This window comes from Spirosoma migulaei, assembly GCF_054776855.1.
Genome location: NZ_BAAHBG010000037.1, coordinates 40,009 through 54,475 on the forward strand (window position 1 = coordinate 40,009; position 14,467 = coordinate 54,475).

The following is a 14,467-nucleotide window of genomic DNA, read 5'->3' on the forward strand; positions in this document are numbered from 1 at the left end:
AATTGATAGAAAATACCCTTTTATCATAATAAGTAAACAACTGGATGATACCGTTGATAAACAGATTAACTAATTATGATACGCCCAGATCAGAACTTACAGCTTGTCTTAAAATCACATCCCGTAAGCGGGCTTCATGTTCATCGCTCCATTGCCCTAAGGCAGCAATCACGGGGATCAACGTTTTACCAAATTCAGTAAGGCTGTATTCTACTTTTGGCGGTACAACGGGATAAATTTTTCTGGTAACCAATTCGTGTTCTTCCAATTCTTTCAACTGAATAGTCAAAACCCTGCGGGAAGCATCGGGTATTTTACGCTGCAACTCACTGGGTCTTTTATAGCCCTCATTAATAAACCAAAGCAAACGTATCTTCCATTTGCCGTAAAGGACTTCACCGATCAGGTCAAGTCCACAATTTAAGTTCGGTATTGTTTTCCGCTCATACATATGGTAAAATTAAACCTATGTACCAGTTTGGGCAATAGGGGATAAATTTATCCCTATATGAATCGTAATGCCGTACTTGTCCAAACTTCTTTTATGCTCCACTTTTGTCCTATAGTTAATTCTTAAAGTAGGGCAATAAAATGGAGTCGTTTAATTTCAACAATGAGTTATCTGGCAAGATTGCCTTGGTAACAGGAGGGACAAAAGGAGCCGGAAGAGCCATTGCAGAAAGGCTTTTACAAGCTGGGGCAACGGTTATTATTACCGCAAGAAACGCACCGGAAGAGGAAAACGAGGAGTTGCATTTCATTTCTTCTGATTTAAGTAAGGCAGAAGGATCACAAAAGGTGATAAACGAGGTACTAACAGCTTATGGTAAGCTGGATATTCTGGTAAACAACCTTGGATCTTCATCAACGCCTGCTGGTGGATTTTCTGTATTGACTGATGACGATTGGGAATCAACTCTACAAGCTAATTTGCTGGCTCCAGTTCGGCTGGACAGAGGATTTTTACCACAGATGGTTGATCGAAAAAGTGGTGTGATCATTCACATCGCTTCCATACAGGGTAAGCTCCCTTTATACGATTCAACGTTGCCTTACGCAGCGGCAAAAGCAGGATTGAGAAACTACAGTAAAAGTTTATCGAATGAAGTTACCCCCAAGGGTGTTCGGGTGCTGACTGTTTCGCCAGGCTGGATCAATACGACAGCCTCGATAGCTTGGCTGGGCGAACTGGCAAGAAACGCGAATAGTACTGTAGAAGAAGCGCAACAGGGTGTAATGGATACCTTGGGTGGAATACCCTTCGGAAGACCGGCAGAACCCGAAGAAGTTGCAGAATTTGTCGGCTTTTTGGTTTCACCAAGAGCAAGTTACCTCACAGGGACAGAATATGTCATTGACGGAGGAACTGTACCCACTATTTAACAACCTAGAAACAAAAAGAATGAACTTACCGAAAATAGTAGCCGATTTAGTCGAAACGCAAAACCGTTTTGATAGCGTTGCGTACGCCAATTGTTTCTCTGAAACAGCCATTGTCTTTGATGAAGGAAAAACGCACAATGGACGAAAAGAAATAGAACATTGGATTGCCGATTCGAACGAGCGATACAAGGCTACAATGAAGCCTGTTGGCTTTGAAGAAAAAGAAACGGAAAGCCTTTTGAGGGCAGAAACTTCAGGAAATTTTGAAGGAAGTCCTATTGTATTGAGTTATCATTTAGAAATAGCTGATGGATTGATACAGTCACTGAAAATTACGGGATAAGTGGGAATGGCTAATTTTAGCCGTTCCTTTTTTTGATCGTAACAAAAAGCAAAGTAGATCGGTGTTTCTCACAGAACCCTCACACTTGAGACGAAGGAAATCTCATGTATATGCCTCAAGAATTGGGCGTTTGAAAAGACTATAAACTTGTAGGAATTCAACAACGGAAACAAGGAAAGTAGCAAGCGAAGTCTTATCGTTTACACTATTTTAGGGCGAGATAAGCTACATTTGAGTCCATATCTATTGCTTAATCCGTAAGTCAATGGAAAGTAGTGCCACCTCAATGAGTAATTTCGCTAAGCCAATCGAGGAGATGGGCAGCCGGCTCAAAATCCTTCGCCAGCAGCGCAACCTCTCTCAGGAAGAACTCGCGGACTTATCAGGACTATCCTTACGCACCATTCAGCGACTGGAAAAAAGCGAATCGATGGGTAGCGCTTATACGCTTCGCACCTTGGCGAGGGCTTTGCAGCTAAGCCCGCAGGACTTGATGGCTTCCCAATCACCCCCCAACCCGGCCAGCTTAGCCAACCTGCTCCGACTTAATTGGAGCGCTTTGGCTGGTATCATCCTGCCCCTGGCCAATATTATCATACCGGCCGTCCTGCTCTGGCGCTACCGACATGATCAACTCGTCAGACAGCAAGGGCAACAGATTATTAACTTTCAACTTATTTGGACGATTAGTACCCTGTTGATGATGCTCGTCGTTCCCTTATTGTTGGCAGGCTTATCGTTTCTAGTAGGGATGCCCATTCCCTTATTTATCCCCGTCTATGTAATTTGTCTGGGGGTTAATCTATTCTTCATCTTTCGCATTGCTCTCCAACTGCCTAATCAACCATCCTTTCTCAATAAGCTGCCTACTGTTCTGTAAATCACCCCTGTCATAAAATTGACGGGAAAATGTCATACCGCTTTTTTAGGGAAGTCAACTCAGTGCATCGAGATTTGCCAGAGTAATCCAGTTCGGCAATTTATCATCGACCATGAAGCGTGTATTTTTTCTCCTGGTAATGAGTTTGGCTTTTAGCGCCAATGCTCAGCTCGTCAAGCAACAAATCGAAAATCTAGTGGACACCTATGCTGCGTTAGGCAAATTTAACGGTAGCATCTTGGTGGCCGCTAAGGGTAAAATCTTAGTCAATAAGGGCTACGGCTACAAGGATATCAAACAGAAAACGCGAAATGATCCACAAACGATTTACCAAATTGCCTCCCTTACCAAGTCCTTTACCGCTACCCTAATCTTAAAGTTAGTTGAATCAAACCGCCTATCATTAACCGATAAAGTAAGCCGGTTTTATCCTGACTTTCCCAAAGGCGATAGCATTCGTATTGACCAATTATTATCCCATACATCCGGCCTCTCGGATGACGATACCAACTCAAAGACTAAAACGTATTCCGGTTCCGAAGAAGCTAAATTTTTGGCAGCCCTGAACGACCGGGCGTTGGATTTTAGGCCAGGAACAGACTGGAAGTATAGTAATGCGGGCTACATTTTACTGGGTTACATTGGTGAGCATGTATCGGGTATGAGCTACTATGATGCGGTCAAGACCTACCTGTTTGGCCCGCTTGGGATGGACCACAGTGGGTTTGATTTTATTGGCCTGACCAGTCCAGATAAAGCAACGGGCTACTGGGAGTTCCCCGAAAGCGATACTGCTCAGGCAGCCACGCTAATTGATTATAGCGCTCCCCGTGCCGCCGGAGCCATTTATTCCACGACCGGTGATCTCTACCAATGGCATCAGGGCTTACAGACGGGTAAACTAGTGAGCTTATCGTTACTTAATCGAGCGTACACCTCTGTAAAGAACAACTATGGCTATGGTTGGATCATTGATTCGGTGGCCAGGGTAAAAGTGGTTTGGCACAGTGGTGATATCTGGGGTTTTAAGTCCGAGTTGGCCAGGGTTCCAACCGATGATATCTGTATCGTCCTGCTCAACAACATGGAAGACGTGGATTTGCATATCATCACCCGCAAAATTCTGGCGATCCTGTATCAGCAAGCTTATCAATGGCCTGCCCGCACCAGGATTCAGCTTAGCCCCAGGCTACTAAAGGAGTATGTGGGGGAGTACCAATTACGGCCAGGAGAATGGATAAAGGTAAGCCTTGAAGGCAATCGTCTCAAGTCCACCACCACTCGCAAACAGGAGTTATATGCCCAAAAGAAAGATTATTTTCTATTGGATGATGGCCGTGAGCAACTTGGCGTTTCCTTTAATCGGAATTCCTCCGGCGTGGTGAGGGATTTGTCGTTTACAGTTGGCGAGCGGAAAGTGGTCTGCCCCAAAAAGGAGTAGTTTTCTATTCTGAAAGTCACGGCTCCGCCTGAGGAATTTTCTGAATGAGTATTGGTGGTTATTAAGTACCCAGTCTCAAATAACCCTCTTAATTGAGACGAGGAAACGTTCATGAATAAGCACTCGCCTGAGACGACGAAGTATTCATACATCTGCTCATTAATTCGGGCGATTATTGATATCAACAAAGTAGGAGGCAACAACTGATTTATTCCCCTATCAAGAGAACTTGTAAATGCATCGATCAGCCCATTCCCTTGATTTCCAACGAATCTCTGGTCTACATTTACCAACGTAACCTTATGGAATCTGGAACGGCATGACATCAAAGAAGAATAGGCAGTCTCTTTGCTTAATCAACGTGTATGCTCCAAAATTACTGTAGAAGTGTCTGGCGTAATTTAGCTAAGCAGAAGGAGGGGTCAGACCAACGTCTAACTCCCCTGGCTACTTTTCGAAACCTCGTGCTTCTTTCCCTACTCTTGCCATCGGCCAGAATATTGGCCCAGACCAACATCTCACCAACTGAGGCCTGGCTGACCGAATACAATGAATGCCAAGACTATGGCGAGGTTTATGTGGTCAAAAAGATCACTAAGCCGTGCCGTGCCTACCAAACCTTCCTGATCGACAAAAACGGACGTAAACTAACCCCAGCCTACCGTGACATTGGGGACTTCGAAGAAGGGCTGGCCGAGTTTGTCCCGATGCAACTTAATCTGCAAGGGCATGGACTACATGGATTTATCGATAAACAAGGGAAGGTCATTGTCGAACCTAAATACATTTCCACCGATCAGTTCCGCCAAGGCAAAACTTGGGTCATTTACCCCGATGACACCCATTACGGACTTTCCTACATTGATCGGACCGGAAAAGAGGTGTATAAGATTCCTATTCAGCACTATTCAAACGACTATCTAATTAGCAATTCAACGATCAATTTTGAATGTAACCACGACACCCACGAAGATGTGCTTTGGTGGAGAGGAGCTGACTTCTTTATTCTTAACTTCAATTTTACCCCCTTTGTCACCGAGCAGATTCAGCGATCCAATCACGTTACGGCCTTTAAATTCCAAGGGAAATATGGCATCATCGACCCTGACTTGGTGCTGAAAGTTCCGGTGGCGCTCGATGCCGTCGATGTCGATTACACCTATTCAGGTCAAGGTATGCAACGAGTACAATATGGGACTAAGTACGGGTACGTGAGTTCCCTAACGGGTGAACTGATCGTTCCTTTCAATTATACCGATACGCGCAAGCCAACCAACGGCCTATTTTGGGTCAAGAAGAATGGCAAATGGGGTTGTATTGACAAAACGGGCCAGCTACGCATCCCCCATTTGTACGATGAAGCGACCGGCTTTACCGCTGAAGATAGGTCAGCCGTAGCCATTCATGGTAAGTTTGGCCATATCGACAAGTCGGGCAAGGTGCGCACGCCGTTGACCTATGATTTTGCTTCGTATTATCAACATGGCCTCTCAATGGTTCGTATGAAGAACAAATATGGCTTTATCGATACGACCAACCGGTTGATTATTCCACTCATCTACGACGAAGCATTCCCCTTTGACCGTGTCACGACAATTGTTGAGCGCAACTGGCTTCGGTATGAACTCTCCCTGGACGGTCAGGCGCAATTCGTGGGCTTCTCTTTTAAGCTGAAAGCGCTGTTTATTATTGCTGGTCTGCTTATTTTTATTTGGCTTAGCAGTCTAGTAAAAGAGTTAAGTAGCAAGTTTAGGGCGAAAGTGCCCAGGCATTAGCCATTCGACAGTAAGTAGGTTGAAAATATGGATGAGACAGCCCGCGCTGAAGTATTCACTTATTTCCTATTAACAAGGTCTCAATAATTGTTCTATACGAAACAGGGTAAACTTACTCGTCCGTAAATTGGGCATATTATGAAATGGACTGCTACTTATCCTTCATAACCCGTACTTTTCACGAGTCACAAGATAACAAACAACTAGTATCTCAACTATTTATGCGTCCATGCTGATTTTTGTCTTTATCCAGCTGTGGGCTTTTTTATCAACTTACCTTGTCAGTTAACCAAGCCAGTATATCGCCCATGACCAGTTCTTTGTTGAGGTCATTGAGCAAATCATGGCAATGGCCATCATAGAACTTGAGTGTTTTGTCGGCCGATGACGCATGGTCATAAAAATACTGGCTTCCACTGGGTCTAGTGGCTTTGTCAGCCGTACCATGAAGAATCAGCAAGGGGAGTTGGATAGCAGACATGTTTGTTTTGAGCCTCTCGTCGGCCAGCGATAACTGCTGTACGGTTTTGGTCGGCTGCACTTCGTTGGCAATCAGAGGGTCAGCGTTCATGAACTCAACGACAGCCTGATCGCGGGAAAAATCTTCATTGTTCAACCGCAGCACGTGGGCATGGGGAAACAGGTGGCTTAACCCTTTCAGGACCGCCACGGCAAAATCAGGAGCCGGTACCTGGAAAGCGAAACTTTCACAGATGAAACCCTTGAGTTTATCCTGGTGCTCCAGGACATAGATGGATGATAAAACACCCCCGGCGCTATGACCCAATAGGAAAGTTGGTAAGCCTGGATGGTTAGATTGGGCAATAGCAACCAGCTTATCCAGTTCTTGGACAAACTGTTGATAATCGGCTATGTAGTACCGTTTATCAGTCTTTTTATTGCCTCCGCTAAACGGCAAAAACACAACTCTTCATCTGAAAGAAGCGGCTGCCTGGCTGTAACCGTCAAATTACAACCCCACCGTTGAGCCTAGGGGAATGAAGGGCCGTTCCGACTGATTCTACAGTTCTTCGTCAAAAGTCACTTGATTTTCGTTATCCGTCAGCAAAGCAGCCAGTCAACTACCCTACTTTTGCCCTTCATTCTCACTTATATACCAACGCCCATGTTTCTTGGTCATTTTGGGGTCGCCATGGCCACCAAGCCCCTTCAACCACGCGTCTCATTAGGGACCCTGTTTCTGGCTACTCAACTCGCCGATCTTCTCTGGCCAACCTTGTTACTGTTGGGTGTAGAACAGGTCCAAATCCGCCCCGGCCTGATGGCGGCTTCACCCCTTGATTTTATCTATTACCCCTTTTCCCATAGCCTGCTAGCCCAACTACTCCTTGGCTTGCTAGTGGGTACTACGTATGGGCTCATCCAGCGGAATTGGCGCGGAGCACTGCTGGTGGGCTTAGTCGTGCCTAGTCACTGGTTGTTAGATCTGGTGGTTCACCGCCCCGATCTACCGCTTTATCTGGGGTCATCCCCCAAAGTGGGGCTAGGTTTGTGGAACAACTTACCCGCTACGGTAGCCCTGGAAGTAGGTTTACTCGCCCTGGGTCTGTGGCAGTATGTTCGCACCACCCGGCCCCGAAACCGTACCGGCCGCTTTGCGCTGTGGGGGCTGGTTGTGTTTCTATTAGTGATCTACTTAGGGGCCGCTTTTGGTCCAATGCCGACTGACGTATCCGCTTTAGCTTGGAGTTGTCAGGCCCTATGGCTGACCGTTCTGCTGGGCTATTGGGTCGATGCGAATCGAGCACCAGCGGGGAACATAAGTTAGATAAGCACGGACGCGACAGATTAAATCGGAAAGACAGTACTCTATTGGATGACAATCCAAAAACGAGCATTCTCAAAAAAAGCTCCCTTATGAGACGAACGAGGTTATTCATCTGCCTTTATGCTGCCGCTGGGTTGAGACGAATTGAGAAAGAGGACACTCATGCCCACAACAGTCACTAATTTGTTAAAACTTCTTAACGGCTTACAACCGCCCGAACTCTATCCGCGTCTGAACAGTAAAACCGCGCGTATGAACTACCTCCTTACCCTTTATCTTCTTCTGAATGCCGTTCGCTTTGGTGCATTCCTCCCGGCTAGTCTGCCTGGCCAGGCAGATCAAAACGACTACACAACCTATCATCAAACCATCGCCAGGGCTCAACAGCTTATTGCCCGCAAGCACTATCAGGAGGCATTCACGTTATACAAACAGGTGTTTGATCGCTATGAGTTCGTCTTTTCAAGGGACTACAAAGTGGCCACGCAGTTGGCGCTACAAGTGGGCCAAAAGCAACAGGCGTTTACCTATCTTAAACAAGCAATCGCTATGGGCTGGACGCTGAGCGACATCAAGAAAAATGCCTTGGTCACTACGCTCCAAGGCGATCCGCAGTGGCGCGTGGTTGAACAACAATACGACTCGCTCAGAGCGCTCTACCAAAAAGGGGGAAATCAGGACGTTCGGGCCCGAGTTGAGAAAATGTTTAAGAAGGATCAGCGAAAAGCCCTGTTGGCGCTGTTTCGCGTTGGGGCTACCCAAGAGCAGTACGCCGAAAAACGATTTGCGCCCCACAGTGAGCAGCAGATGGCTCAACTACTCCCCATTATTGATCAGTACGGCTACCCCGGTGAGCGACTGATTCACAATGGCTACTGGGCTGCAGTCATGCTGAGTCATCACAACTCGATCAGTAAAGCCTATGCCTTAAAAGATACGGTGTATCCCCATGTCAGACCCAAGCTCATGAAGGCCTTGCAATCCGGTCAACTGTCGCCCTACGAATTTGCGATGATCGATGACTGGTATATGGCCGTCAAGACTAACGGTCATGAGACGGACTTCGGCTACTTAAGTAGTTCCTTGACGGCTCAGGCGAAGACCAAAGTCGATCAACGCCGGGAAACCATCGGCCTGAGTAGCGTAGAAACAATCAGTTTGTTGGCGGATCTGCAAAAACAGACAGGCTTCAACTGTTACTTGCCCTCCAACCTGGCCAAGAAAATAGCGACCGCTGAATAAATTGGGCAATGTTATGGCGACAGCAAGAGTAGTAGACTTGAGGCCATTCTAGGTTTCATTCGCTCATCCTCTCCTGAATAAGCATTCTCAAAAAAAGTTCCCACCTGAGACGAAGGAGCCATCCTATAAGTGCTTTTTAAATGGGGCGTTTTATAGGACGTTCTATAAGGCTCTAGACGATTTTAGCTTCTCGCTTACTTAAGCGACCTGCGGCTAGGCAGCCCATTGTGCAGGGCGCGCGGTTAGCGCAGCTGTGCTGTCCATTTAATCCACCTAAACCCTGGGGGAATATAGTTATCAGTTTAGGCTGTAACCTTTCATTAAAGTGGGAGTTTCCAACCGAAATCTCTACACCCTTTAGGCCAGTAACTGACTGCTTTCAGTTAGCGAGCGAGCGTAAGGAGATTTATCGACGTGCAAACTAGTTGCTAATCAGCAACAGCCAAACCAACTACCGATGAGTCAATTTTTTGTCAAGCTTCTTGTCATCAGCCTACTCTTGAGACCACATCATCTAAACGCGCAAATGGCGTATAAAGTCCAGGATCACTATACTAAAACCGAGACGTACATTACCATGCGCGATGGGGTCAACCTGTTTACGGCTATCTATACCCCTAAACTAGCCACAGCGACCCGCCCCTATCCAATCCTGTTGCAACGAACCTGCTATGGCATTGCCCCTTACGGTAACGATAGTTATCCCGACCGCTTAGGCCCATCGATGACGATGATGCAGGAGGGCTATATCATGGTGTATCAGGACGTGCGGGGACGCTACAAAAGTGAAGGGCAGTTTACCAACATGACACCCGTAACGATTCACAAAAGTAAGACAGACGTGGATGAAAGCTCCGATACCTTTGACACCATCGACTGGCTGGTCAAGCACGTACCGAACAATAATGGCAATGTGGGTCAGTGGGGGATGTCTTACCCGGGGTTTTACGCAGCAGCCGGTCTGCTGAGTAACCATCCCGCCCTGAAAGCATCCAGCCCGCAGGCACCCGTTTCAGACTTCTTTTTTGATGACTTTCATCATAATGGGGCCTTTTTGCAGAGTTATTTTTTATTATTTCCCTGGTTTGGCGTTCCAAAGAAAGACACGACCACCTTTGCCTGGTACGATAGCCCGCCGGTTAATACGGCTAAAGTGGTCCGAGATGGCTACCAAATATACCTGGATCAAGGCCCGCTGACGTTTGCTGACACCTACTATAAAGATAACGTCTTTTGGCAGGAAACGGTGAATCATCCCAATTATGACGACTACTGGCGAAAAAGAGCTGTACTCCAGCACTATCAGCCCAATCTAACAACAGCCGTTATGACCGTTGGGGGCTGGTTTGATGCCGAAGACCTGTCGGGGCCACTGAATCTTTACAAGACCATTGAGAAGAAGAGCCCCGGCACCTACAATACGCTAGTCATGGGGCCGTTTGGTCACGGTGGATGGGCCTATGAGACAGGCCATACCTTGCACAGTAACCTCTATTTCGGCGATAGCCTGGCGAGCTTCTATATGAATGAGATTGAAGCCAAATTCTTTCGTCATTTTTTGAAGGGCGTAGGCAACAGCACGGGTTTACCTGAAGCGTATATGTTTGATACGGGCCTGAAAAAATGGAATCAGTTTGATCAATGGCCCGCTACTCGTATTCATAAGCAAAAGCTTTACCTAAATGCAGCGGGCACATTAGATCGGCAACCCCCTAAAAAGGTTGAGTTCGTATCTTACCTCAGCGATCCCATGAAGCCAGTTCCCCACACCGAGGATTTGCCATCGACGATGAACTTTACGCCTTACAATTACATGAGCGAAGACCAGCGCTTTGCAGGCCGTCGTTCCGACGTTCTGATGTTTCAAACCGGTGCTTTGTCTCAGGATGTGACCCTAGGAGGGGAAATTAAAGCGTACCTTAATGTAGCTAGTACCGGTACAGATGCTGATTTCTTTGTCAAACTGATTGACGTATATCCCCTGGACGAACCCAATCATGCCTACATGCCCAATAAAAACGTCACCTTGAGCAATTACTGGCAGATGGTTCGTTCGGAAATGATGCCCGCCCGGTTTCGCAATAGCTTTGAAAAGCCTCAGCCACTGCGCGCTGGTCAGAAAACAGCCGTCCATTTTCCGTTGCAGGACGTGCTCCATACCTTTAAAAAAGGGCATCGGATCATGATCCAGGTCCAAAGTACAGCCTTCCCCTTATTCGCACGTAACCCCCAGACATTCGTGCGTAACCCGTATAAAGCGAAGTCCTCCGATTATGCGAAGGCCACACAAACTGTTTTCAACGACAGTTTTATTGAGGTGGATTTGTTAGAAGGGGCTATTACTGAAGATGCCCAGCCATCTGTCTGGAATTTTGAGGACTACCGACCCAGCGTGATTGGCATGGCTCCCTTCGAAAACGGGGCTCAATCGGTTAGCCCGAGCCCATCGGTGGTTACCCTTCGCTTCTCCCAAAAGATGGATACCCGCTATTATAGTTTTGGCAAAGGCCCTTTGGGCATAGAAAGCATGGCGAGGGTGAAACGGTTACTCGGCTTTTCGGAGGATGCAAAATCGTTCTCCTTTGAACTTGAGGTGAAGCCGAATCAGCGTTGCCAGTTAGTGATCGGTTCAAGTTTTCGCAATGAGAATGGCGATCGACTCAAGCCTTACCTGATTGATTTTAAGACCAAAGAATAGAGCTATTAGGACTTCCGGCGGTGGTCAATTACACCGAAATAAATGGCTTGTGTTCGTCTCCCCACATTTTTTACCATATGATAAATGGATGCCCCCCAGTGTGTACTACCTTTAAGTGATGGAAGCACTTATAAATCTGATCCTCCAATTTGGTAACCTCAACAAACAGCAGATCGAGTTTTTGTTGAGCAAGGTTGAACTGCTCGAATTAAAAAAAGACGACTACCTCTCGGAAGCCGGAAAGGTGCCCCGCTATGTGGCCTTCGTCTTGGAAGGCGTGTTCCGCTTTTGCTATTATAACAACAGGGGCCAAGAAATCACCAATTATTTTGTGGACGAAGGCAATTTTGTCGTCGATAATCAAAAGTTTGAATCTCAGATGGTGGCCTCCGAATATGTACAGGCCGTGACCGACTGCAAGGTGCTGGTTTTCAGTAAAAAGAACTGGGACCAGCTATCCAACACCATTGTGGGCTGGGAAATGATGAAGGCCAACATGGTAAAAAAATGCCTTACCCTGGCCATGGAACGGCGCAGTCCGCTGGTTTCAGAAGACGCCACCACGCGTTATCTTTCGTTCATTGAAGCGTTCCCCAGCCTTCTCAACCGCATCCCGCTTTCGTACGTAGCCTCGTATCTGGGCATCACCCAACAATCGCTGAGCCGTATACGCCGTACTATCCGTTAACGGCGCTTTTTACCAAATGATAAAGGGTTTCTTAGTGCCGTTTTCAACCTTTGCTTATTGATTTAGACGTAAAAATAATGAGCAAAAAGATCGTATTGATAACCGGAACAAATAGTGGGTTTGGCTGGCTTACCGCCCACAGCGTGGCTGCCTTAGGGCATCGGGTTTATGCCACGATGCGCGATACCCAGGGCCGTAATGCCGATAAAGCCCAGGCCCTGGCGGCCGTAGCGAACGTGACTGTTTTGGACGTTACCCTGACCGACGAGCAGAGCGTGAAGCAGGCCGTTGACACCATTTTAGCCAAAGAAGGCGCTATTGATGTGCTGGTGAACAACGCCGGTTACAGTATGAGTGGCGTGGCCGAGAGCTTTACCACCGCCGATGTACAAACCACGTTTGATATTAACGTGTATGCCCCCTGGCGACTCATCAAGCAGGTGCTTCCCGCCATGCGCAAGCAGGCCGAAGGACTGATCATTAACGTGACCAGCGGCTTTGGGCGGGTATCGTTCCCGTTTGCTACCATGTACGCAGCCTCCAAATTTGCGCTGGAAGGAATCAGCGAGGGCCTGCATTATGAGGTAAAGCGTTTAGGCATTGACGTGGCCCTTGTGGAGCCGGGCGCTTTCCCGACCGAAATGCAGCAAAAGAACAACCCCGCATCGGATCAGGGCGTCTTTGAGGGGTACGGCGCTATTGCCGATCTACCCAACAAAATGGTAGCCGCCTTGGGCGGAGAAATGCAGACTAAAAAGCCTAACCCACAGGATGTTGCCGATGCGATTGTAAACCTGATCGGCACGCCGAAAGGCACCCGGCCCTTACGCACCGTGGTCGACCCCATCACCGGCCCATACATTGAAGCCGCCAACCAAGCCGTAGCCGAACAATTTGCCAAAGGCTTAACGGTGTTCGGGATGGGTGAGTTATTGTAAGTGGAACAGCTTTAACGGGAACGGCAGTGGCGTGGGCTACTGCCGTTTTTTGGTTGTAGCTGTTAGCGTATTTTCGCTAAGATTTACGGCTACAGCGTTTTATAAAATCCTCCTACTTGAGCGTATGCTACTGATTGAGTTAGACACATATTAACACATCAGACAAATAGCCAAAAGGTGAGTTCTCACATAAACCCTCCTATTCGGGAATAAACAGCATTTATGTATTTGATATGCATTCAACTGTTTTAAGTTACCCGTGATCTACTTTATCAAGTAAACTAGGCGGCAACGCTGCTTACCGAAAGGTGGCTCGAAAGTCCAGCGGGGTTTGGGTGGTTTTGGCTTTGAAGAGCTTACTAAACGAGGGCAGATGTTCAAAGCCTAACTCGTAGGCAATCTCGCTGATGCTTAATTCGGTAGTCGACAGCTTTTCTTTCGCCCGATCAATCAGCCACTCGTGAATGTGCTGCTGGGCCGTTTGGCCCGTGAGTGCTTTAAGCATACTACTCAAGTAGTTGGGAGATACATGTAAAGCCTCAGCCAAGTAGCTCACTGTAGGCAAGCCGTTGATCCGTAGATCCCGCTGGGTAAACGAATCGCTTAACACGCGTTCCATCCGTTCCAGAAGTTGATGGTTGGCCTTCTCCCGGGTGATAAACTGCCGATGGTAAAATCGATCGGCATAGTTCAGTAGCGTTTCTAGGTGCGAGAGGATAATACGCTTACTAAAGGTATCCAGGTTGGCATGACACTCCTGCTGAATCGTTTGCAGGATCGTAGCCAATACGGTCTCTTCCGTTTCGGAGAGAAATAGGGCTTCGTGTACCGAGTAGCCCCAGAAATCGTAGTGGCTAAGGGTGTTGGCCAAGGGGGTGTTCCACAGAAAATCAGGGTGAATCAGCAGCATCCAGCCCGATTGTTTGAGTTGCACCGCGTCCGGATCTAGGGAAAGACTCAACACCTGGTTAGGGGCCACGAAGGACAAAATACCCTCATCATAATCAAACGTTTGCTGACCGTATTTGACCTTGATTTGCTGGACATTAGTGACGTGTTTGAGGCCAATGGAATAGAAATCATAACACCAGGACGCTGGTTCAAGCAGCCTTGAGCGCTCAACTGACTCCAGCCTGAAAACGCTGATCAACGGGTGATCGGGTTTGGGCAGTTGGCGAAATTGAAGAAACTCGCTGATGGTCTTAAAGCGTTTCATACACTTAGTCTTCGTTTGTTATGTCTGGCACGAACTCACTCCGTACGTTTTTGATTGGCCTCTGCACTCATTCA

The 14,467-nt window shown here is 47.3% G+C and carries 13 protein-coding genes; 10 read left to right on the forward strand and 3 right to left on the reverse strand.

The genetic code is table 11. From position 1 onward, the window contains the following. Positions 1-73: 73 nt before the first annotated feature. Complete coding sequence (locus ACYVGO_RS33010) at positions 74-451, reverse strand: winged helix-turn-helix transcriptional regulator (protein WP_460973001.1); 378 nt, start codon at positions 449-451, stop codon at positions 74-76. A 140-nt stretch (positions 452-591) separates the two neighbouring features. On the opposite strand from ACYVGO_RS33010, the gene ACYVGO_RS33015 reads away from it, so the two are divergent. The 5 genes from ACYVGO_RS33015 (at position 592) to ACYVGO_RS33035 (ending at position 5,822) form a co-directional block, all read left to right on the forward strand. After that, a complete protein-coding gene (locus ACYVGO_RS33015; RefSeq protein ID WP_460973002.1) occupies positions 592-1,383 on the forward strand; it encodes an SDR family oxidoreductase in 792 nt (263 codons plus the stop codon). Positions 1,384-1,402: 19 nt separating this feature from the next. After that, positions 1,403-1,726: a nuclear transport factor 2 family protein gene (locus ACYVGO_RS33020; protein WP_460973004.1), complete on the forward strand. Its 324-nt coding sequence runs from the start codon at positions 1,403-1,405 to the stop codon at positions 1,724-1,726. Between the two features lie 265 nt (positions 1,727-1,991). Further along, entirely contained in the window at positions 1,992-2,606 is a 615-nt protein-coding gene (locus ACYVGO_RS33025; RefSeq protein WP_460973005.1) for a helix-turn-helix domain-containing protein, read from the forward strand. A 112-nt stretch (positions 2,607-2,718) separates the two neighbouring features. Further along, entirely contained in the window at positions 2,719-4,047 is a 1,329-nt protein-coding gene (locus ACYVGO_RS33030) for a serine hydrolase domain-containing protein (RefSeq protein WP_460973006.1), read from the forward strand. Positions 4,048-4,511: 464 nt separating this feature from the next. After that, positions 4,512-5,822, forward strand: coding sequence for a WG repeat-containing protein (locus tag ACYVGO_RS33035; protein WP_460973007.1), 1,311 nt, complete (start codon positions 4,512-4,514; stop codon positions 5,820-5,822). A 268-nt stretch (positions 5,823-6,090) separates the two neighbouring features. Here ACYVGO_RS33035 and ACYVGO_RS33040 read toward each other — a convergent pair whose 3' ends face one another. Next, entirely contained in the window at positions 6,091-6,747 is a 657-nt protein-coding gene (locus ACYVGO_RS33040; RefSeq protein WP_460973008.1) for a serine aminopeptidase domain-containing protein, read from the reverse strand. Between the two features lie 168 nt (positions 6,748-6,915). Between ACYVGO_RS33040 and ACYVGO_RS33045 the strand changes: the two genes are divergently transcribed. The 5 genes from ACYVGO_RS33045 (at position 6,916) to ACYVGO_RS33065 (ending at position 13,177) form a co-directional block, all read left to right on the forward strand. Beyond that, positions 6,916-7,611 (forward strand): hypothetical protein, encoded by a 696-nt coding sequence (locus ACYVGO_RS33045; RefSeq protein WP_460973009.1) that lies wholly within the window; start codon positions 6,916-6,918, stop codon positions 7,609-7,611. 252 nt (positions 7,612-7,863) lie between these two features. After that, a complete protein-coding gene (locus ACYVGO_RS33050) occupies positions 7,864-8,853 on the forward strand; it encodes a hypothetical protein (RefSeq protein WP_460973010.1) in 990 nt (329 codons plus the stop codon). A gap of 526 nt (positions 8,854-9,379) precedes the next feature. Then, on the forward strand, positions 9,380-11,551 hold the full coding sequence (locus ACYVGO_RS33055) for a CocE/NonD family hydrolase (protein ID WP_460973011.1): 2,172 nt from the start codon (positions 9,380-9,382) through the stop codon (positions 11,549-11,551). 118 nt (positions 11,552-11,669) lie between these two features. Next, the gene (locus tag ACYVGO_RS33060) at positions 11,670-12,239 is read left to right on the forward strand and encodes a Crp/Fnr family transcriptional regulator (RefSeq protein WP_460973012.1); all 570 of its coding nucleotides are present in this window, start codon (positions 11,670-11,672) and stop codon (positions 12,237-12,239) included. A 77-nt stretch (positions 12,240-12,316) separates the two neighbouring features. Continuing rightward, on the forward strand, positions 12,317-13,177 hold the full coding sequence (locus ACYVGO_RS33065; protein ID WP_460973013.1) for an SDR family oxidoreductase: 861 nt from the start codon (positions 12,317-12,319) through the stop codon (positions 13,175-13,177). Positions 13,178-13,475: 298 nt separating this feature from the next. Here ACYVGO_RS33065 and ACYVGO_RS33070 read toward each other — a convergent pair whose 3' ends face one another. Further along, positions 13,476-14,393, reverse strand: a complete 918-nt coding sequence (locus ACYVGO_RS33070) for a helix-turn-helix domain-containing protein (protein ID WP_460973014.1) — start codon at positions 14,391-14,393, stop codon at positions 13,476-13,478. Positions 14,394-14,467: the final 74 nt, after the last annotated feature.